This is a genomic window from Flavobacterium sp. N2038 (assembly GCF_025947185.1).
Lineage (GTDB): Bacteria > Bacteroidota > Bacteroidia > Flavobacteriales > Flavobacteriaceae > Flavobacterium.
The window spans coordinates 2851515-2873623 of sequence record NZ_CP110001.1; the positions used below are offsets into that span (position 1 = coordinate 2851515).

The following is a 22109-nucleotide window of genomic DNA, read 5'->3' on the forward strand; positions in this document are numbered from 1 at the left end:
TAAGATAAAAGGCCATTTAAGACCTTTCGATAACAAAGGTAGAATTTTTTATATTTGAATTATAAAAGTTGGTATAAAAATGCTTTATAATACTTAATTTAATCTTTTCTTTACATGCCTTTTCCTTACTTAAACAACTAAGACATTATTTATCGGGTTTTGAGATCTGCTATTTTTTTAGGCACAAATCGATTCTATACTATTTAAAAATAAGAAAAACCTTATATATTTGTACGGAATTATCAAAATTTAAAAGCATATACTACCGCTCTGTTTTGCTAATTTATCAAATTAAAAACTTAAAATAATGTTTAAATTTTTATAACATTTAATGTTAAAATTGTTATATTCATTATATTTGAAATAATAAAAACGACCCAGATGATCTTTTACAGACAAAACTTAACCGACTCACAACTATTAGACTTATATAAAAAAATCCTAAAACCTCGTATGATCGAAGAAAAGATGCTAATTCTCATTCGTCAGGGAAAAGTATCAAAATGGTTTTCAGGAATAGGGCAGGAAGCAATTTCAGTTGGAATTACTGCCGCCCTGAATGAATTTGAATATATATTGCCAATGCATCGTAATCTGGGCGTGTTTACAGCCCGAAATATCCCATTGCACAGGCTTTTTTCGCAATGGCAGGGAAAAGAAAGTGGTTTTACAAAAGGAAGAGATCGCAGTTTTCATTTTGGAACTCAGAAATATAATATTATAGGCATGATTTCTCATTTAGGTCCTCAGTTAGGAATTGCCGATGGTATTGCTCTGGCCAATAATCTCAAAAAAAACAATAAAGTTACGGCTGTATTCACTGGCGAAGGAGCTACAAGTGAAGGAGATTTTCATGAAGCATTAAATATTGCCGCTGTCTGGAAACTGCCGGTTATGTTTGTAATCGAAAATAATGGTTACGGATTATCGACTCCAACAAATGAACAATATGCCTGCGAAAATTTAGCCGATAAAGGAATTGGATACGGCATTGAAAGCTGGATTATAGACGGAAATAATATTGTGGAGATTTTCAACAAAACCACTGAACTAAAAGCCGATATGCAAAAAAATCCCAGACCCGTTTTACTTGAATTTAAAACGTTTAGAATGCGGGGTCATGAAGAAGCGAGTGGTACGAAATATGTCCCGGAAGAATTGCAAAAATTATGGGCTGTAAAAGATCCTGTAGATAATTTTAGAATGTTTCTTTTAAATGAAGGAGTGCTTCAGGAAGATTATGATGCTGAATTGAGAGAACAAATTAAACAGGAAATTGAAGATAATTTATTACTCTCAAACGCAGAACCGGAAATAATTCCAACCTATAGCGGAGAGTTAGATGATGTATACAAACCTTTTAATTATGAAGAAATTAAAAGCGAAAGCTCATCTGAGAATATTCGTTTTATTGATGCCATAAGCACTAGTTTAAAACAATCTATGGAACGTCATCAGAATCTTGTTCTTATGGGACAGGATATTGCAGAGTATGGTGGTGCCTTTAAAATCACAGAAGGTTTTGTAGATTTATTTGGAAAAGATCGCATTCGGAATACACCAATTTGCGAAAGCGCCGTTGTTTCGGCAGCAATGGGATTGTCTATTAATGGCTACAAAGCCATTGTAGAAATGCAATTTGCCGATTTTGTTTCTACAGGTTTTAATCCAATCGTAAACTTATTAGCAAAATCACATTATCGCTGGGGCGAAAACGCCGATGTGGTAGTACGTATGCCTTGCGGTGGCGGAACTCAGGCAGGACCGTTTCATTCACAAACAAATGAAGCATGGTTTACCAAAACTCCAGGTCTAAAGGTTGTTTATCCGGCTTTTCCTTATGATGCAAAAGGCTTGCTAAATACCGCAATTAATGATCCGAATCCGGTTTTGTTTTTTGAACATAAACAATTGTACAGAAGCATTTATCAGGATGTTCCAACAGATTATTACACAATTCCGTTTGGGAAAGCAGCTTTAATCAAAGAGGGGAGTGCGGTTACCATTATCGCTTTTGGAGCTCCGGTTCACTGGGCACTGGAAACTCTAGCCAAAAACCCCGAAATAGATGCCGATTTAATCGACTTAAGAACTTTGCAGCCACTTGATACCGAAACTATTTTTGCATCTGTTAAAAAGACCGGAAAAGCAATAATATACCAGGAAGATACTATGTTTGGCGGAATTGCAAGTGATATTTCGGCTTTAATTATGGAAAACTGTTTCGAATATCTGGATGCTCCGGTAAAAAGAGTCGCAAGTTTAGACACACCAATTCCGTTTACAAAAGCACTTGAAGATCAGTTTTTAGCCAAAAACAGATTTGAAGAGGTTCTTTTGGAGCTGATAAGTTACTAAGGTTCTGAGATACTAAGATAATCTAAAAGAAAAACCTTAGAATCTTAGTATCTCAGAACCTCAGTATCTTTAATTCGATGTAACTTCAAATAATTGCACCTGACTTTTCAATCGGTCAATTAATAAATTCATCATTCTTTTATTTAAGCTTGAGGAATTCTGAATATAAATTTCATATTCTTCAAGAGTAAAAAGTGCCATTACAATTCCTTTTAAAGAATTTCTGAACTTAATATCTTTTTGAATGGAATTTTCGATCGTCTGAAGCTTTTTCTCAACGGTATACGAATAAAAATCGGCTTTGTTTTTATTGACGTAGTTTATAAAAACGGCTATAAACAAATCATTCTGCAATTTCAGAATTGGCCTAATCGTCTGATTTTGAAACAACTCATCTGCAGAAGATTGAGCACTTACAGTTCCTAAAGTTTCGCCTCTGAATTCTCTTAAAAAAGTGTCTCTATCTGCCATGTTTTTTCTTTAAATTTAGAAAAAATTATAATACAAAAAATCTATTTTTAATTCTAAAAAGTATATTTATGAGATTTCACACCAGAAAGTGGGTTAAACCCGAAGATTTAAATCCGAATGGAACTTTGTTTGGCGGAAAATTATTAGCCTGGATAGATGAAGAATTGGCTCTATATACTATTATTCAGCTTCAAAACCCCAAAGTTGTAACCAAACATATGTCTGAAATCAATTTTAGAAGTTCTGCCAGACAAGGTGATATTGTCGAAATTGGAATTGATGTGGTAAAATTCGGAAATACTTCTGTGGTTTTAAAATGTGCCGTTCGAAACATGATGACCCGTGACCTTATCATTACAATCGACGAAACTACAATGGTAAATCTTGATGAGAATGGCAAGCCTAAAGCCCATGGCAAAACACAAATCGAATTCGTAAAAGATCGCATCTAAAATTATCGTAAATCAAAATGACTAAAAATTTATTTCTAATCTTTCCGTTACTTGTATTATTATTTTCCTGCAATTCTAAAGAAAATAAAGAGAACTACAAACATGCCATTTATCGTGCCGTACATCAATCTGATACCGCAATACTGGATATCAAAATAAATGACAAACGATTTTATGGTCGCTATGAAATATTATATCATAAAACCGGAAAAGATTCAGGTGATGTAAGAGGAGATATAAAAGGAGACACACTAAGAGGTGATTATCATTTTATTTCCAACGGAGGAAGCTGGAAACGTATCCCATTGGCTTTGCTAAAAAAAGAAGACAAATTAACCTTAGGAAATGGTGTAATGGGTACTTACATGAATCTCCCATGCTTTATTAGTGGAACTTTGAATTATAAAGATCCAAAGTTTGTTTTTGAGAAGATTAAAGAATAAGGGATTTTGTTTCAGGTTGGATTGCACATTTAAACGCAAAGCACGCTAAGAATTTATTTTAGCTTTATCAATAAAAACGCAAAGTTCGCAAAGCTTTATGGGTAAAACTTTGCGAACTTTGCGTTTTCTTTTGCGCTCTTTGCGGTTAAATTATGTTCAAAAAAAAGCAACCTGAAACTTGAAACTTGAAACAAAAACAAACTATTCCAACCTTCCAATCTTAGATGGTAATTCGAATATTTCAAGATCAAAATATTCTACAGAAGCCATTACATGGTCGAAAATATCAGACATAATATATTCGTAGTTTGCCCAGCGTTTGTCGCTCGAAAACGCATAAATTTCTAACGGAACTCCGTGTGCAGTTGATTGTAGCTGACGACACATGATATGCATATCTTTATTCAATCCCGGATGCGTTAGTAAGTATTGCATAATATATTTTCTGAACAACCCTAAATTAGTCATATTTCGACCATTTAATGCCAGGGTTTTATCTACACTTCGCAAATCATTATATTTCTCAATTTCAGCTTGTCTGCTTTCAATATAAGAAGAGATTAGCTGTACTTTTTTCATCTGATCCAAATCTTCCTGATTCAGAAAACGAATTGTACTGCTTTTAATCAAAACGTGCCTTTTAATGCGACGCCCGGCTGATTTCTGCATTCCGCGCCAGTTCTGAAAAGAATCTGAACTTAAAGCATAAGTTGGGATTGTGGTAATCGTGTTATCAAAATTTCGGACTTTTACAGTCGTCAGATTTATTTCGATTACATCTCCGTCTGCACCAAATTTATCCATGGTAATCCAGTCACCAATACGAACCATATCGTTGATTGCAACCTGAACGCTTGACACAAATCCTAAAATAGTATCTCTGAAAATCAAGATTATAATAGCCGAAAGCGTTCCTAAAATAGTAAGTAGTTCGCCTTTTTTTATTCCGAATAAAGTCGAAATAATCATGGCAACTCCAAAAATCCAGAGCACAATCATGATAACCTGAACAAAACTATCGATTGGCTTATCGCTATATTCCGGCTTTTGTTTTAGATAATCACGTAAGGCATTAAAAATCGTTCTGATAATCCATAAACTGATCAAAACAATATAAATACCTACGATTTTTCCAAAAAGAGATTCCCAGTATTCGTACTTATCCAAAATAATTGGAACCGCTTTATAAATAAAGAAAAACGGAATTAAATAGGCTGTGTACTTTGTGGTTTTGTTGTGAATTAAATAATCGTCAAATTTTGTCTTGGTTCTTTGTGCAAAAACGGCTGTCAAAGTAACCAAAACAAACTTGGCAATGTAATAAATGGCATAAGCCAAAGCCACCATAATGACTATATTAAAGACCAGACTGATATAAGACGCAAAGTTGCGGCTCATTCCCCAATCTCTAAAAATCGGATATAAAAAATTGAATATTTTATCCAAAAGCTTATGCATTATTTTCTAAATATTTTTTCTCAATATAGAAAGTTCCAAAAGGAATAAGGGAAGCTACCTGAATAATTAAAAAGGTTTTTAGATCCCAATTTTGAGGTTTTTTTAGTAAAAATGCCAATATTACATACCCAATAAACAATATACCATGTGTCATTCCTAACGGGCGCAATAAAGTATGATAAAGTTCCGGATTATTGGTTTTGATAAAAAGCATATTGGTAAATAATACTAAATAAGAGATTCCCTCTAAAATTGCAGTAACTTTGAAAATCTTGAGCATGTATATATTTTTTGAGTTATTCAGGCAAAATTAAGTATTATCGTTGGTTTTTGCGACATGAATCAGGAAAGTAATTTACTTTTGTAATCTTAAACTTTGATAATGAGCAAACGCGATTTAAAAAAATATTTAGCCGATTTAACCAAAGAACAACTCGAGGAACAGCTTATTGAATTGTATGAAAAATTCAGTCCGGTAAAAGTCTACTACGATTTTGTTTTTAATCCCAAAGAAGATAAACTTTTGCAGGAATCAAAGGTTAAAATTTCGCAGGAGTATTTTCCAATCAAAAAGCCAGGGGCAAAATGGCGTCCTAAAGCAAAAATGCGTCGCTCTGTAGCGCAAAAAATGATCAAACATTTTATTTCTTTAGGAGTTGACTCATTTGTAATTGCAGATCTTATGCTTTACAATATTGAAATTGCACAGACATACTCTTCACAAAACCTTATAAAGCAGGAATTATTCTACAAAAGCATCTTTAATTCTTTTGAGCAGGCAGTAAATTTTTCGATTTCAAATGGAATCTTAAATGAATTTAAATTAAGAATCAGGTCCATTTATGAAGAAACTTTACAGCAAAAATGGAAAAACAGATACGAATTTGAGGCGATTTTAGACAAAATTGACCTCTAAAAGCATTCCCCATAAAAAATCTTAGTTTAAAAAAAACATTTATTTTAGGTTAAAATAAGATGAATAACTGTTTTTTCGGTGTATTTTTGCAAAAATCCAAAAATAAACAATGTCTCAAAACACTTTAGAAATAGAAAGAGAAGAGAAAAAAGAACTTTATGCATACCAAAAAGGCGACATTGATGCCATTTTTGATCGTTTAGACAATGCTCCTCAAAAACATCATTTATTGTATCAATTGCCAACAGGAGGCGGGAAAACAGTAATTTTCTCAGAAATTGTACGTCGTTATTTATCAAATAACGATAAAAAAGTGGTTGTCCTGACACACCGTATAGAGCTTTGTAAGCAAACTTCAAAAATGCTTAAAGGTTTTGGTGTAAGCAATAAAATAATCAATAGTAAAGTAAAAGAACTACCGGATCAGAATGATTTTTCTTGTTTTGTGGCAATGGTTGAAACTTTAAAAAACCGTATTAATGACGAAAAATTACATTTAGACAATATTGGTTTGGTAATTATTGATGAGGCACATTACAATTCATTCAGAAAATTATTAAACTCATTCAAAAATGCTTTTATTCTTGGAGTAACAGCAACACCTTTGAGTTCGAATATAAAATTACCAATGCATCAAAGTTATGATGAGCTTATTGTAGGAGACACAATTAGTTCATTGATAGACAAAGGGTTTCTTGCGAGAGCAACAACTTATAGCTATGATGTTGGTTTAACTTCATTAAAAGTAGGTATCAACGGAGATTATACTGTAAAATCTTCAGATGATTTGTATACCAATACCTTAATGCAGGAAAAACTTTTGCACGCCTATACAGAACGTTCAATTGGAAAAAAGACTTTGATTTTTAATAATGGTATCCATACTTCATTATATGTTTATGAAACATTTAGAGAAGCAGGTTACGATATCAGACACCTTGATAATACAAGCAGTTCAGAAGAACGTAAAGATATTTTGCAGTGGTTTAAGAAAACTCCGGATGCCATTTTGACTTCGGTTGGAATTTTAACAACAGGATTTGATGAGCCAACGGTAGAAACCATCATTCTAAACAGAGCAACAAAATCGTTAACTTTATACTACCAAATGATTGGTCGTGGATCTCGTAAATTACCTGGAAAAGATGAATTTACGGTTATCGATTTAGGTAACAATGCTGCACGTTTTGGTTTATGGAGCGAGCCTGTAAACTGGCAACATATTTTTAAATCTCCTGAATTCTATCTTGAAAACCTGAGAGACGATACAGAGATCGAGATGTTCTTTAAATACACTATGCCACCGGAATTAAGAGCAAAATTCAGTAAAACTGCCGAAGTTACTTTTGATGTGGATGAAGAGCATAAACTGGCAATTAAACAAAATTTACGTTCAAAAATAGTTCTGGATAAATCTTTAGAACAACACGCTGCAATGTGTGTTGATAATACTGAAACACTTCAGGAAGCAAAAGCTTTATCAAGAGAACTGGAAGACGATATTGAATGCAGAATTAAACGTTATGCAAAATGTTTAAGTCAATGTAGTAAAAACTACCGCGAATGGCTTCTTGACGATTACAAACAAAGACTAACTTTATTAGTTGGTAAAAAGTATCGTGAAAAAATCATGAACGAACCGGATTGATAATAAGGGTTAAAAAAGTTTCAGGTTTCATGTTTCAAGTTATTGGAGCCTAAAACATTATTTATAATATAAAAAGGAGAAATAGCATTTCAAAGTAAATGTAATTTCTCCTTTCAACTTATTAAGTTTTTGGTGTAACTTGAAACCTGAAACTTTAAACAAAATTAAAAAACATGTCTAAACAATTCTCAACATTAGGAATTTCAGCGCCAATTTTAAAAGCCTTAGGCGAATTAAATATTGTTGAAGCAACAGAAATTCAAGAAAAAACAATTCCGTTGCTTTTATCCGAAACCCAGGATGTTGTTGGTTTAGCCAAAACAGGAACTGGAAAAACTGCTGCTTTCGGATTGCCTTTGCTACAGTTAATTGACACTCAGTCACCAGTTGTTCAGGCTGTAATACTAGTTCCTACGAGAGAACTTGGTCACCAGATTTTTAGAAATTTAGAAGATTTTTCAAAATATATTCCAAATATATCAATTGCAGCAACTTGTGGCGGAATCCCAATTAAACCGCAAATTGAGCGTTTAAGTACTCCAACACACATTATTGTTGCCACTCCGGGGCGTTTAATCGATTTGATTCAGAGAAAAGCAGTCGACTTAAAACAAACACAATATTTAGTTCTGGACGAAGCCGATGAAATGGTTTCGATTCTAAAAGAAAGTCTGGACGAGATTATAGCAGAACTTCCCAAAAAACACCGTACTTTATTATTCTCTGCAACTTTACCGGGAACAATTAAACAATTGGTACAGAATTATCTAAACAAAAATGTAGTTCAGATAAGTGCTAATATGGAAACCACCGGAAATCAAGGTATTGACCACGAATATATTGTTGTTGACCCGATTGAAAAACTGGATGTTTTAATGCACTTTTTAAATTCAAGAGATGGTGAACGCGGAATAATTTTCTGTAAAACTAAAGCTGCGGTAAATAAACTGGCCAAAAACCTGGCTATAAATCGTTTTTCTTCCGGAGCAATTCACGGAAGTCTAACGCAGGGAATTCGTGACAGAATCATGGAACAATTTCGTGAAGGACATATCAATATTTTGGTGGCAACAGATTTGGCTGCAAGAGGAATTGATGTAAAAGAAATCTCGTATGTTGTAAATTATCATTTACCGGATACTTACGAAAATTATGTTCATAGAAGCGGAAGAACTGCAAGAGCAGGAGCAAAAGGTTTGTCTTTAACTGTTCTGCAAGAGGAAGAAGTGATTGAAATTCCTGATTTTGAAAAAGAATTAGGTATTAAATTCACCAAATTCGAAAAACCGTCTGCTTTGAGTTTAGAAGAAAATAATACGCTTTTATGGGCGAAACAAATTTTTAAAACCAAACCAAATCACGATATCTCGACAGATTTAAAAACCAAAGTCAAAACTGTTTTTCATCATCTGACCAAAGACGAATTAATTGAAAAATTATTAGCCAATTACGTCCTTCAAAACAAAATCGATGTAGTTGAAAAACCTGTTAAAAAATTCAAAAAGTAACAAAACTGACAATTGTCATTGCGTATTAAAGTTGTATATTTATAAGGAATTATTTTTTTAGTCCTACTAATAAACAACATTTATGAAGATAGTCATCATAGGAGGCGGGTTTGCAGGAATCAATTTAGCAAAAGAACTTGTAAACCATCCTCAAATACAAGTAACTCTTGTAGACAAAAACAATTATAACTTTTTCCCTCCACTTATATATCAGGTTGCGACGGCATTTTTAGAGCCTTCAAGTATTAGTTATCCTTTTAGAAAATTTTTTGCAGGCAAGAAAAACCTTCAATTTCGTTTAGGCGAATTACTTTCTGTTGTTTCTGCCGAGAACAAAATAATCCTGAATAATGGTGAGTTAACCTATGATTATCTGGTATTCGCCACTGGTGCAGAAACCAGTTATTTTGGTATGGAAAACGTAATGAAAAACGCCATTCCGATGAAAACCTTAAATGATGCCATCGAAATGCGTAATGCATTGCTTAAAAACCTTGAAAAAGCAGCAATCACCAAAGACATTCGCAAACGACGTAAATTATTAACGATTGTTGTTGCCGGAGGCGGACCAACAGGAGTAGAGGTTTCCGGAATGTTTGCCGAAATGCGAAAAAGTATTTTATTGAAAGAATATCCGGAATTAGAAACATCTGCCAGTAATGTTTATTTGGTCGATGGGGGAGACGCACTACTCTCACCTATGAGCAAAGCCTCACAAGAAGATACTCTGCAAGCACTAACAAAACTGGGAGTTGTAGTTAAACTGCATACCCGTGTTACTGATTATGTTGATGACACTGTGCATTTTGCCAACGGAGAAACCATTAAAACCAAAAACTTAATTTGGGCTGCCGGTGTAAGTGCAAAGATTTTTGATGGAATCCCACCAGAAAGCTATGGTCGTGGTAAACGTATGGCTACCAATGAATTTAACAAAGTCAACGGATTAGAAAATGTATATGCCATTGGTGATACTGCAATTTTAGCCGGAGATAAGAACTTCCCGGACGGACATCCTCAAGTGGCACAAGTCGCTATTCAGCAAGGAATAAATTTAGCCAAAAACTTCATGAAAATGGTTGCCAATAAACCATTGAAACCTTTTGCATACCATGATAAAGGATCTATGGCAATCATCGGAAAAGCCAAAGCTGTAGTAGATTTACCAAGTCCAAAATGGCATTTTAAAGGATTTTTTGCCTGGATAATCTGGCTGTTTATTCACCTGATTTCTTTAATAACATACAGAAACAGACTTAATACGTTCTGGAACTGGATGGTTGCTTATTTTGCAAGAGATCAGTCACTTCGTATGATTATAAGACCTGATAAAAGACAGTCTGCAGAATAAAATATTTTAAATTTCAATTTATTGAAATCCCAAATTCCAAATAAAAAAGGCCAGAATTTAATAATTCTGGCCTTTTTGTCATTTTTTTAGATTAAGCATTGGAATTTGGAATTTAAAAAAAATTGGAATTTCCTTTCTTTTAATGCCCAATAACAACATTATCTTCAACGCCCAACTCAACTTTATGCTTGATAAAGCGTTTTCCTATATTTAAAACAATAAATGCAACTATAGTCGTCGTTGTCATGATAGCAACCATGGGCGCCACAGAATCTTTTACAAAAATTCCGATAGCAAACGAAGCTAAAGCTCCCAAACCTAACTGAATAGCTCCCATTAACGCCGAAGCACTTCCTGTATTTTTTGCAAATGGCGCCAGAGTAAGCCCAGCAGTATTTGGATTTGAAATTCCTAAACAGGCTAAAAACAAAAACAACATTCCAATAGTTTCATATAATCCCAGAAGATCATTTACAGATAAAATCAGGAAAATTATACTGATAACAGACTGAGCAATTAAGGCTCCAAATATCATTTGTTCACTTGAAAATCTTTTCAATAAAATTGAGTTTAATTGACTTGAGCCAATAAAACTAACCGACATGAAAGCAAAAATCCAGCCATACGTTTTACCATCTACGTGATAAATATCCATAAAAATAATAGGAGAGGCCGCCACGTACGAAAATAAGCCCGAAAAAGCAATAGCTCCCGTAAAGGCATACGTATAAAACTGAGGTTCTTTTAAAACTTTTAAAAAATTGCTGATGATCGGTTTTGGTTTCAAGGAAATTGAAGTATCCGGTTTATAAGTGTTTGGCAAACCAATTTGTGAAGCGATCAGAATCAAAATTCCCATACACATCAAAATAAAGAAAACCCAATGCCAGCCAAAATCCTCTGTAACATAACCTCCAATGGTTGGTGCTAACATTGGCGAAAGTCCCACAACAAGCATTAGTAACGAAAATACTTTGGGTATATCTTTTACAGGAAACAAATCACGAACCATTGCTACAGAAGCCACAGTAGCAGCGCAACTTCCTATAGCCTGTACAAAGCGTAAAAAGATAAAAGAATCAATATTAGTTACATAAATACAGCCCAATGAAGCCAAAATATAGACCAAAAGCCCCACAAACAAAGGCTTTTTGCGTCCAAAACGATCTAATAATGGCCCATAAAGCAATTGTCCGGCCGATATTCCGATAAAATAACTCGATAAACTCATCGAAACTTTAGCCACAGTTGTGTTCAAATCCTTTGCTATATCTGAGAAACCAGGTAAATACATATCTATCGAAAAAGGACCAAGCGCTGTTAAAGAACCCAGGATAAGAATAAGTTTTAAATATTTTTTTGTAGTCATTATATTAAAAAAGTGCAATAAATTTTTTACAAAGGTAGAGTTTTCATAACTTGTAGTGTTTTTAAATAGTATTTATGACAAAATTTAAATTTACAGACGCATAAAATTTGTTAAACCAATTTATTAATCTAAAATTTTAAAAAATTATGAAAAAGTACTTCTTATTATTAGCAATTCTATTTTCGTCAATTTCTTTTGCACAAACTATTACTTCAAAGCTTGAAGAGGTAAGTGTAGACCAATATGAACTTTTGAAAAAAGTAAATCAGTATTATCCGGATATCACCTTGACCAAGGCCATCACAAATTTTTATGCCGATGGAAATATTATTGACTCGCAGCAGCAGTTTGATATTAAGGGAACCAAATTTTCAAGTTATAAATTAGGTATTGAACCTGACAATAAAAAATTAGTATTTGAATACGTATCAGATGATACTGGAAAAGTTTACGGTAACGTACAACTTTTTAAAGGAAGCGTTTTAAGAACAACTTTTACTGACAAGACAGATCAGGTTGAAGTTTCACTTAACGGAAAATCTGTTTTTCTGAAAAAAATAAAATAAATTTCCAAATACGAGAAATTTGAAGCATCACAAACTACGTGATGCTTTTTTGTTTATAATTGTAGAAAACACACTTATTTTACTGTTACAATTTCTTATCAATCAATTTCTCCAACTTCTCAATCATTTCTTTTTGCTGCTGAAGCATACGCTCGTAAAGCTCCACCATTTTATCAAGAGGGTTGAATGAACAATTGAAGTTTGCTTGTGCACCATCTGAAAAAGTATTTGCAACAGCGCTATCGTGGAAAGTATTTGCTATGATATTAATTGCAGAATCTTCATCAAAATTCTCGATAGCTTCAACAGGCACTTTAAGAATTTTAGCAACTTGATCTAAAATATCATTTTCAATCAATTCTTTTTGCTCCAAAAGAGAAATTTTCTTTTGATTCCAGTCTTCGCCAAGCTCATATGCAAGGGCTTCTTGTTTAATACCCAGCATTTCACGGAAACGCTTTATATTTCTACCTTGATGTATTATTTTATCTGTCATATTGCTTTATATCGTAAATATCAAATATAGGATTATTTCTAAATATAGTGCCAATAATTTTAATTTCACTTTGTCAATTGTTATAAAAGAATAAATAATTATACCTTTTTTCAAACGAACGGAATAGTTATAACTGTTTTTTTTGTTAATAACTACTTAAATTAGTCAATATTTAGGTGTTGGAAGTAAAAAATAGAATATGTATTTTTACAAACAAGAAAACACCCTGTTTACATGGTGTAATCAGGGTTAAAATTTTCTTTTGAATGTAATGGAAAAGTTACCCACAAATTGGATAAAATTCCAAATCATTATTTCCGCTATTAGTATTGCATGGGAAATAATACATTTCTTTATTTAATTTTAAGATAGAGTACTACCAATACTTTTATCTTATTAAAGAACCTAGCCTTTGTGCTAGGTTTTCTTTTATTATATTTAATGCTTAAATTTAATTATTAAATCTAATACTTAAATTTAAGTACAAATATATGTAATGTGTACAAATTATACACATTATTATGTATAATTTTTTATGTATAGTATCTTTAACACCTCTCTTATATCTCTTAGACCTCTTATATCTCTTAGACCTCTTATATTTCTTATATCTCTTATATCTCTACTTAGTTTTACATCTATTGTATTATTAATATCTCTTACATATTTTATATTACTTATATCTCCCATAAGAATTAATATTATTCACAGAATAAAGCCTTTGTAAATTATATGAGAAATTTAAAGCAGCTGAATTATCGATGATGTTAATTTGAAAAAATAATAAATTATAAGTCTTTGTAAAAATCCATTATTTGAAAATAAAAAAATAAAAATCTCAAATATGCGAAATTTGAAGCTGCAGTATTATCGATCATTCTCATTTGAAAAAAACAACAAATTATAAGTCTTTGCAAAAATCCATTATTTTAAAAAAAATAAAATATTTTCTTAAATATGGAAAATTTGAAGAACTACATATATGCGATGAATTTTTAGCTCATATATAGAAATGCTAAAAATTCGATATTTCAGAAAAATTAAAATATTTTCTCAAATATGGAAAATTTGAAGAACTACATATGGTGCTGTTTTTCACTCAAATTCATTATTGTCAAAAATCCGGTGTTAAAAAAATAAAATAACTTATCAAATACATATAACATATTTTTACTAATTTTACTAAATTAAATATAACAAAAAAGCTTCATATATGTTACAAGAAATTATCGCATACAGAAAAGTTGCTACACAATTAGACGAATTAATAGATAAATCGCCTTACAAAAAAAAGTATATAATAGAGCAATTAGGTTTGTCAAGTCCGACATATTACAGAAAACTTCAAAATCAAACCTTTACGATCAATGAAATGCTTTCGATTGCAAAAATTCTTGATCCAGTAGAGTATAATAAATGGGAATTATTGGAGGAGATCGAACAGGGTAAAGAAGATATCAAAAACGGAAAAGCTATCCCACACAGCGAAATGGTTAAAAGAATAAAAGCAAAAAAGAAAAATAATTTAGACTAAATCTTTAACCTGTTTTTGCCGGTTATCATGAAAAAGCAAAAGAAATATTTTATTACCTGCAACTGTATAAAATAAAGTTATTTGCTTTACAACTAAAATACTACTAAAATCAAAATCTCTGTTGTAACGACCTAAATGAGGATTTTTTGATATAATATCAATTGTTTTCAATACTTCTTCATCGAACTTTTCAGCAATTGCCACAGTCCAATTCTCAACTAAATACTCATAGTTTTTAGTATAAGTCTTCTCTGCTTTCTGAGTCCAAATTACTTCCGTAAACCATTTTGATGTAAATATAAATCAATTCAAAAATAAAAACTAAAATCAGTAAAAACATACGTTTTTACTTACTTTATTATACCAATACATTTTAAGTTTTTGTACTAATAAACTTTATATTTATATTAAAAATTCAATACTTCAGAAAAAATAGAATAATTTTTCAAAAACGAAAAATTTGAAGCGTTAGACAAATGCGATGATTTTTTTAGCTGATGTACATGCATAAATCGTTATTTGGGAAAAAATAAAATAATTATCCAAATATGAGAAATTTGAAGAATCCCATATATGTGATGAATTTTTAGTTCAAATATAGAAATCCTAAAAATTCAGTATTTCAGAAAAAATAAAATAATTTTTCAAATACGAGAAATTTGAAGCATGGTACAAATGCGATGATTTTTTAGCTGATGAAATATGTGTATAAATCTGTTATTTAGAAAAAAACACAAAAGTTTTCCAAATACGAGAAATTTAAAAGATTCCATAAACATAATTTTTTAAAAGTTGAAATACGGATAGGCATGTATAAATTCGTTAATTGAAAAAGAAACAAACATTTTTTTTATACGAGAGTATGATCAACAACAAACTAAAGGTAAAATACTCATACAATGGAAAATACAACAAATAAAGTCTTACCTGCATCCAATTAGCGATATATAGTTTTGACCTATAATTTATATTATGTAAAATAGAATATTTAAGAACTTCTATAATTATTCATTTCATTGCCAAAAAAACTTCTAAATCAATCACGCCCAAATTATCATCTACTCCGTTTTTTAAGATACTACAAATCAAGATTATGTTAATTTTTTGATAGTAAAATCTCAATTCAATGAACAATACAACGATAATTAAGATTTTAAAAGCAAAAAAACCATTTTAAAGCTTTAAAATCGGCAATTTTTAACTTTTACTTAAATTAACTATATTCTGCTAAAGATGCTATCATTGTAAGACTTTATTTTATTATTTTTACATTTGATACTTTAGAAAAATCAACAAACGTATGAATACAATTGCTGAGCATATTGCAGACTTTTTAAAAGAATATCCGCCATTTGATAATTTAACTTTTCAGGAATTATCTGATATTGCAACCAATATTCGCGTACTTAATTTAGAGAAACATACTGTATTATTTCAGAATAATGATGTTCTTCATGATAGCTTTTATGTTGTAGCTTCCGGTACAATCAATTTAACCACAATTGCAGATGCCGAGGAAACCATTATTAATAAATGTCATGAAGGTGATATTTTTGGACTTAGACCATTCTTTGCCAAAAATAACTACATGATGACAGCCAAAGCTCGTGAAGAAAGCATTATATATGCTATTCCTATTGCAGTTTTCAGACCTTTTGTAGCTAATAATTCTGATGTTTTAAACTTTTTACTGGAAAGTTTTGCAACAAATTCAAGACATACAAAGGACAGCGTGAACTCTAATGGAAAAATGATTTCTGATACTTCTTTTTATGTAGATCAGCAATCGGAAATGCAATATATTCAGTCGCTTACGTATAATAATTCTCCTTTAACCACCGAAGCAAATCATATCGTTAAAGATGTTGCCATCTTAATGACTGAGGCAATGGTTGACAATATTATTGTTTGTGGTGAGAAAAGCCGACCTATCGGGATTGTAACTGCTACCGATCTGGCTTCAAAAATTGCAACCGGTCGATACCCTATTTCTGAATCTATTGATAAAATTATGTCGTCGCCTGTTGTTACGGTAATCGAGAATGTATCTTTAGCCGAAGCGCAATTGCTTATGCTAAAACACAATGTAACTCATTTATGTGTAACTAAAGACGGTACAAGCAAATCTGCTGTAAAAGGAATAATCTCAGAACACGATTTAATTGTTGCTCAAGCCAGTAACCCGGGTGTCTTAATCAAAGAGATTAAACGCTCGCAGTTGCCAAAAGATTTAAAACAAATTCGCGATCGATTATCAGATCTGATTCAGAATTCGATTCAAAAGAATATTCCAATTTCGCATATCAGCAATATTGCGAGCGAAATTAACTTAGCGATTATAAAACGTTCTGTAGAGTTGTCTATTTTAGATTTAGGCTCACCTCCTGCTCGTTTTGCATGGTTAAGCATTGGAAGTCAGGGACGTAAAGAACAACTTTTACTTACAGATCAGGATAGCATTTTGATCTTTGAAGATGTTGCGCCAGAAAAATACAGAGAAGTAAAAGATTACTTTTTGAGATTAGCAAAAAGAGCTACTTCTATACTTGAAAAAGTGGGTTACGAGTTTTGCCCAAACGGACATATGGGAAGCAACATGCTGTGGTGTAAATCATTGACTGACTGGACAAAACAATACAACAGCTGGATGAATACTCCAGGTGAAAACAGCAATGATCTAAGCAGTATTTTCTTTGATTATGAAATTGTTTTTGGAGAACCAAAAATTGAAGAAGTAATTGAAAATGTTATTTTTAAGAACGCTGTCAACAATACTTTATTTTTTGACTTTTTAGGAAATGATGCTTTAAAAAAGAATTCTCCTTTAAGTTTCTTCAAGAAATTTATTGTTGAAGAAGAAGGCCCGCACAAAACTAAATTTGACATTAAAACACGTGCTTTAATGCCATTAATTGATGCTGCCCGCTTGTTGATTTTGAATGCTAACATCAAAGGAATCAAAAATACTTATTTAAGATTCAAACAATTAGCCATTACAGATTCTAAAAACGCTGAAATTTACCTAAGTTGCGCAGAAGCATTTTTAACACTCTCAAAATTCAGAACTGTTGAAGGCTTGAAAAATGACGATTCAGGACAATATATTAATGTAAGAGAAATGTCTAAAACAGACAAAGAAAAGTTAAAAAATGCTTTAACCCCAATGAAAGACCTTGAGGAACTTATTAAGAGTAAATTTCAACTTACGCAATTCTCATAAACATGCTAGACTGGCTTAAAAATATTAATAAAGAATATCCTGATTTTTGGAAGGAATATCTAACTAAATTCGAAATTAAACCTAACAGATTTGTTGTTTTATCAACAGAAACTTCAGGATTAAATCCGGATAAAGATGTTATTTTGTCATTAGGTGCATTTTCTGTTATTGATGACAGCATTGTAATTAAAGATAATTTTGAATCTGTTTTGTTGCAATATAAATTTTTGCAGGATAACGGGCTTTCTAATGAATTTATCATAGAAAGTAAAATGATCAAAATGCAGGAATCTGAAGCTTTAGAAGCTTTTATTAACTTTATTGGAAATTCTATTTTGGTTGGTCATCATATTAATTTCGACATTGAAATGATCAATTCGGCATTAGAACGTTTAGATTGCGGCAGATTAAAAAATGAAGCTCTTGATGTTGACATGATGTACCGAAAACTAACTGATATCAATGACAAGCAATTTTCATTGGACGATTTATGCGAAATTTATAAAATTCCAAAAAGTGACAGAAATTCTTCTGCAGAAGATGCTTATAAAATTGCCCTTTTATTTTTAAAACTTAAATCAAGATTAGGTATTAAATAAATCTTTTGAAATTCGAAAATATCAAAATTCCATTTTTTTGGATAGAAAACGCCTCAAATATTGAGGCGTTTTTTTGTTCTAATATTTAAATAAGTCTTATTCTGTTGTAAACAAACCTTATTTGTTCTTTGCTTTTTAATTTGTAAGCATATGTTTACTAGGTAAATATCTTATTTATCTAATCAAAACTCAAATTAAAATTATGGCACATTTTTCAGAACAAGTACATATAATGATAAGCAGTTTTACTCAAAACGTTATTTACTACGATTTAAAATTGTCACAAAAAATGGCTGATCATCATCATTTTTCGTTTGTGTGGCAATATACCGGTAAAGCAGTTATAAAACCGGAAGATCAGGCCAAAGCAATACGAAGTTATCTTGGTGATGAAGTCATTTTTACCTTCAAAAGCCTGACAGGAATAAAACTAATGAGTAAAGGTATTATAACCGGATTAACTTCCGTAGATCAAAATGGGAGCGCTGTTGGCCTGCACGTAAGCGGAATAAGTCACACTATTATATTGGATGACATGCCAAAATCCAGAACTTATCTTGAAAGAGGTCTGGATGATATTGTTCTGAATATTTTATCAGAAGGTCCAACTGAGTTTTACCAGAGAGACGCCATAAGATCAACCTATATGAAAGAGTTTAATTATATGGCCCAGTACAACGAAACCAATTTTAATTTTATAAAAAGACTAGCTCAGCGTTACGGTCAGTGGCTTTATTTTGACGGAATGCGCATGCAGTTTGGGCAGACTAAAACTTCTAATATAAAATTAATAAACGGTGCCTCTTTGCACAGCTTTAAGATTCAGGCCAATATGAGCGCACATAAAATCTCGCTGGCAGGTTATGATTATAATAATGCCTCGGGTATCCGAAATTCTTCGCAGCGAACTTCTGTAGGAAGTAAAGACAGTTTTGCTTCTATTGTTGGTTTTAATCAGGCAACAGTTACCCAGCCAGAACTGAATATTGGCGCTTATACCAATAATGCAAAAAACAAAGACGAAATAGACGAAATGGTTACACTGCAGACTGCCGGAAACGATGCAAACAGTGTGTACTACAGTGGAATATCTTACTTTCCTCTAGGTTTAGGCCAGGTTTTCACCATTATCAACCAAACCGTAGAGCATCAGCTTATTTGTATAGAAGCAATACACCACTCCCAAGTACACGGCAATTATTCCTGCGAATTTAAAGCTATTCCTGCCGATGTTTCGGCACCGCACTATACAGACACAAAAGTTTTTGCCAAGGCAGAAACCCAACCGGCAAAAATAAAAGACAACAACGATCCCGAAGGACTCGGACGTGTACAGGTTGAATTTTATTGGGCATCAGGAAACAAATCAAGTCAATGGATCAGAATGATTCAGCCACATACCGCAGCCGGAAAAGGATTTTATTTTATCCCTGAAATCGATGAGGAAGTTTTAGTTGGTTTTGAAGGCGGTAATACCCAATGTCCTTATGTTATGGGAGCGCATTATAACGGGCAGGCAAAATCAGACTTTTATGACCCTAAAAACAGTATCAAAGGCTGGAAACTTCTTTTCGGACAGTTATTTAAGTTCATTGAAAAAGTCGGCATTTGGCTTTCTGACCCAAGTGGAAATGAACTGCACATGAATGAAGAAACTAAAAGTACAACCTTGACCGTGCCAGAAACTTTGACTCTTAACTGCAAAAATCTAATTATCAATGCATCTGAAAGTATTATGACTACAGCAGGAATGAATATTACAGAAACCGCAACTCTAAACAAGACCCTAAGTGTTGGTGGAATTTTAGATACAAGTGTTGGCTTGGACAAGAAATTATATGTGGCTGGAGATAGTTATAAACAAATTGATGGTGATTCTAATTCAGAGGTTAAGAAAAATAGAAATATAGCTTCTGAAAACAAAATAATTACTCATAGTGAAGTTGGACATGAGTTTCATTCTCAGAATGACATACAAAATAATAGTAGTGAAGTAACCAAGCAAAATTAGTACAATGGCGATCAGAAAAATTAGTGGCATCACTATAATGGGAGACAGTATCGAAAACTATAGTTTTCATAATTCAAAGAACAATGCCAGTTTTTTAATTAGAAAGAATTATGTTAGTTATAGAGATCCATTCGGAAATTATATGACAAACTCATCTTGTCATATAAGAATCAATTTTGAAGTTTTTAGATTAGAAAAAATGGGCGATGAAATCAGAAAATCAGATGGTTCCAGTGTAATCATGATGCCCAAAGAACAAATTCAGGAAATTGCCAATAAAACTTTTTATACCGATGATCAACTTCATGTTATTGACTTTTTAACCTATACTATAACCGAAAAAGAATAAATCATGTCAGAATACATAAGAGTAAAAGGAAACATTATAGAAAAGACAAGAGGAACTTCCAGAGTTTATGCCAAAGGAGGAATTGAACACAACTCTAACGGCAAAATTGAATATTTTGCCAAAAGTTATAGTTATGGTGAACCTGAGGAACCACCATTATCTAGATTTCTACCTAATATTTTATACATAAATGGACATTTTTATAATAAAGATGGAACTTTTGAAGGAAAAATAAATGAACCCGATTTTGAAGGAAGTTTTGACGATGTTTATGTTTGTGATGGAAAATCTACTCAGAAAAATAAAGATGGAAATGATTTTGTCACATACAACAACACCAAATTATTGAAAGAAAATGAGGCAAATATCACCCATAAAAAGTTTATAATTTCTGCATCAACTGTTTATGCAGAGAGCTCAATTGGTTATGGTATAGTAGACAAATATGAATTGTTTGCTATTGCTAGTGTTCATAAAAGAAATAAAATTGCTTACGGTGTTAATGCACCTGCTGCTATTAAATTTAGAAAGAAAAAAGATGACGAAAGAAACGAGACCAATATGATTCATGCAATTGCAGCAGAAATCAATGTTTTACAAAATGGTGAAGATTTTAGTAATGGAGCTGTACAGTGGGATGGTGCCGAACAAGCTCATTTACCAAAAGATGAAGATTCTACTTCGAACGGAACTTTCATGTTCAAAGTTAATGTAATGGGATGGGATATAACGGATGAACTCTATGAAAAATGGAAATTAAATGTTTCGTCTAAATTTGGATCGGAATACTTTAATGTGCCACAAAAAAAATATGCCGTTGAGAATTATGGAGGAATGAAAAATAAAAATAAAATTAGATTACAGTCGACAGCTCAATATTGTTTGACTATATTTTGGAAAGAAGTTAATATTTCAAAACCTAAAGAAGATATCAAATGATAAAGAATATATTATTTTTAATAATACTTCAAATTAGTATTTGTTCGGCTCAGAATAAAAATTGCTTTTGCAATGAAAATAAATTAATGAATGAAAGCAACATAAATTGTGATACAATCAAACTAAAGAAGAATTATAATCTTTATTGGCAATTTAATTGCGATCGCATATGGCTAACCCTAGAGAAACCTAATAAATCTAAAATTGCAATTAATGAAGTAGATGTAAATTTATACCCTTATACATATCGATTGGGCTATCAATTAATTAAAGATTACTCAAATAAATTATTATTTCGAAGTGGTTGTTCAGCAAACGGACCATGCAAATTTATACTAATTAATAAAAAGGATGGAAAAAAAATAAAAGAATACCTTCATTAATAATTAAGATTATCCTTGCATAAAATTTGAAGTTTAAG

At 32.0% G+C, this 22109-nt stretch carries 21 protein-coding genes; 15 read left to right on the forward strand and 6 right to left on the reverse strand.

The genetic code is table 11. The annotated features are described in order from the left end of the window. Positions 1 to 381: 381 nt before the first annotated feature. On the forward strand, positions 382 to 2358 hold the full coding sequence (locus OLM51_RS12745; RefSeq protein ID WP_264550986.1) for a dehydrogenase E1 component subunit alpha/beta: 1977 nt from the start codon (positions 382 to 384) through the stop codon (positions 2356 to 2358). Between the two features lie 69 nt (positions 2359 to 2427). Here OLM51_RS12745 and OLM51_RS12750 read toward each other — a convergent pair whose 3' ends face one another. Next, positions 2428 to 2829, reverse strand: a complete 402-nt coding sequence (locus tag OLM51_RS12750; RefSeq protein ID WP_264550987.1) for a glyoxalase — start codon at positions 2827 to 2829, stop codon at positions 2428 to 2430. A gap of 68 nt (positions 2830 to 2897) precedes the next feature. Here OLM51_RS12750 and OLM51_RS12755 point away from each other — a divergent pair, with 68 nt between their 5' ends. Both OLM51_RS12755 and OLM51_RS12760 read left to right on the forward strand, forming a co-directional pair. After that, the gene (locus tag OLM51_RS12755) at positions 2898 to 3281 is read left to right on the forward strand and encodes an acyl-CoA thioesterase (protein ID WP_264550988.1); all 384 of its coding nucleotides are present in this window, start codon (positions 2898 to 2900) and stop codon (positions 3279 to 3281) included. 17 nt (positions 3282 to 3298) lie between these two features. Beyond that, entirely contained in the window at positions 3299 to 3724 is a 426-nt protein-coding gene (locus OLM51_RS12760; protein WP_264550989.1) for a hypothetical protein, read from the forward strand. 201 nt (positions 3725 to 3925) lie between these two features. Here OLM51_RS12760 and OLM51_RS12765 read toward each other — a convergent pair whose 3' ends face one another. Both OLM51_RS12765 and OLM51_RS12770 read right to left on the reverse strand, forming a co-directional pair. Next, a complete protein-coding gene (locus OLM51_RS12765; RefSeq protein WP_264550990.1) occupies positions 3926 to 5182 on the reverse strand; it encodes a mechanosensitive ion channel family protein in 1257 nt (418 codons plus the stop codon). Then, positions 5175 to 5462 (reverse strand): DUF3817 domain-containing protein, encoded by a 288-nt coding sequence (locus tag OLM51_RS12770; RefSeq protein WP_264550991.1) that lies wholly within the window; start codon positions 5460 to 5462, stop codon positions 5175 to 5177. The genes OLM51_RS12765 and OLM51_RS12770 overlap by 8 nt, the downstream gene beginning before the upstream one ends. 102 nt (positions 5463 to 5564) lie before the next feature. On the opposite strand from OLM51_RS12770, the gene OLM51_RS12775 reads away from it, so the two are divergent. The 4 genes from OLM51_RS12775 to OLM51_RS12790 all read left to right on the forward strand — a co-directional run bounded on the left by OLM51_RS12775 (position 5565) and on the right by OLM51_RS12790 (position 10605). Beyond that, entirely contained in the window at positions 5565 to 6098 is a 534-nt protein-coding gene (locus OLM51_RS12775) for a DUF6155 family protein (protein WP_264550992.1), read from the forward strand. A gap of 109 nt (positions 6099 to 6207) precedes the next feature. Next, positions 6208 to 7746 carry a DEAD/DEAH box helicase gene (locus OLM51_RS12780; RefSeq protein ID WP_264550993.1) on the forward strand — a complete coding sequence of 513 codons (1539 nt, stop codon included), beginning with the start codon at positions 6208 to 6210 and terminating at the stop codon, positions 7744 to 7746. A gap of 173 nt (positions 7747 to 7919) precedes the next feature. Further along, positions 7920 to 9254: a DEAD/DEAH box helicase gene (locus OLM51_RS12785; protein WP_264550994.1), complete on the forward strand. Its 1335-nt coding sequence runs from the start codon at positions 7920 to 7922 to the stop codon at positions 9252 to 9254. An 82-nt stretch (positions 9255 to 9336) separates the two neighbouring features. Continuing rightward, entirely contained in the window at positions 9337 to 10605 is a 1269-nt protein-coding gene (locus tag OLM51_RS12790; protein WP_264550995.1) for an NAD(P)/FAD-dependent oxidoreductase, read from the forward strand. A gap of 139 nt (positions 10606 to 10744) precedes the next feature. Here the strand turns inward: OLM51_RS12790 and OLM51_RS12795 are convergent, their stop codons facing one another. Then, on the reverse strand, positions 10745 to 11974 hold the full coding sequence (locus OLM51_RS12795) for a multidrug effflux MFS transporter (protein WP_264550996.1): 1230 nt from the start codon (positions 11972 to 11974) through the stop codon (positions 10745 to 10747). A gap of 146 nt (positions 11975 to 12120) precedes the next feature. Between OLM51_RS12795 and OLM51_RS12800 the strand changes: the two genes are divergently transcribed. Then, complete coding sequence (locus tag OLM51_RS12800; protein WP_264550997.1) at positions 12121 to 12540, forward strand: hypothetical protein; 420 nt, start codon at positions 12121 to 12123, stop codon at positions 12538 to 12540. 85 nt (positions 12541 to 12625) lie between these two features. On the opposite strand, the gene OLM51_RS12805 is transcribed toward OLM51_RS12800, so the two are convergent. After that, complete coding sequence (locus OLM51_RS12805; RefSeq protein ID WP_264550998.1) at positions 12626 to 13036, reverse strand: helix-turn-helix transcriptional regulator; 411 nt, start codon at positions 13034 to 13036, stop codon at positions 12626 to 12628. Between the two features lie 1213 nt (positions 13037 to 14249). Here OLM51_RS12805 and OLM51_RS12810 point away from each other — a divergent pair. Continuing rightward, the gene (locus tag OLM51_RS12810; protein ID WP_264550999.1) at positions 14250 to 14570 is read left to right on the forward strand and encodes a hypothetical protein; all 321 of its coding nucleotides are present in this window, start codon (positions 14250 to 14252) and stop codon (positions 14568 to 14570) included. Here OLM51_RS12810 and OLM51_RS12815 read toward each other — a convergent pair. Beyond that, on the reverse strand, positions 14562 to 14870 hold the full coding sequence (locus tag OLM51_RS12815) for a type II toxin-antitoxin system RelE/ParE family toxin (protein WP_319799984.1): 309 nt from the start codon (positions 14868 to 14870) through the stop codon (positions 14562 to 14564). The two genes, OLM51_RS12810 and OLM51_RS12815, sit on opposite strands and share 9 nt — an antisense overlap. Positions 14871 to 15870: 1000 nt before the next feature. Here OLM51_RS12815 and OLM51_RS12820 point away from each other — a divergent pair. The 6 genes from OLM51_RS12820 to OLM51_RS12845 all read left to right on the forward strand — a co-directional run bounded on the left by OLM51_RS12820 (position 15871) and on the right by OLM51_RS12845 (position 22071). Continuing rightward, the gene (locus OLM51_RS12820) at positions 15871 to 17790 is read left to right on the forward strand and encodes a DUF294 nucleotidyltransferase-like domain-containing protein (protein WP_264551000.1); all 1920 of its coding nucleotides are present in this window, start codon (positions 15871 to 15873) and stop codon (positions 17788 to 17790) included. A 2-nt stretch (positions 17791 to 17792) separates the two neighbouring features. Beyond that, a complete protein-coding gene (locus tag OLM51_RS12825; protein WP_264551001.1) occupies positions 17793 to 18389 on the forward strand; it encodes a PolC-type DNA polymerase III in 597 nt (198 codons plus the stop codon). Positions 18390 to 18591: 202 nt separating this feature from the next. Then, positions 18592 to 20400, forward strand: a complete 1809-nt coding sequence (locus OLM51_RS12830) for a type VI secretion system Vgr family protein (RefSeq protein WP_264551002.1) — start codon at positions 18592 to 18594, stop codon at positions 20398 to 20400. Between the two features lie 4 nt (positions 20401 to 20404). Further along, on the forward strand, positions 20405 to 20749 hold the full coding sequence (locus OLM51_RS12835; protein ID WP_264551003.1) for a hypothetical protein: 345 nt from the start codon (positions 20405 to 20407) through the stop codon (positions 20747 to 20749). Between the two features lie 3 nt (positions 20750 to 20752). Further along, entirely contained in the window at positions 20753 to 21688 is a 936-nt protein-coding gene (locus OLM51_RS12840; protein WP_264551004.1) for a hypothetical protein, read from the forward strand. Further along, positions 21685 to 22071 (forward strand): hypothetical protein, encoded by a 387-nt coding sequence (locus tag OLM51_RS12845; protein ID WP_264551005.1) that lies wholly within the window; start codon positions 21685 to 21687, stop codon positions 22069 to 22071. Before OLM51_RS12840 ends, OLM51_RS12845 begins: the two co-directional genes overlap by 4 nt. The last annotated feature ends 38 nt before the right edge of the window (positions 22072 to 22109 follow it).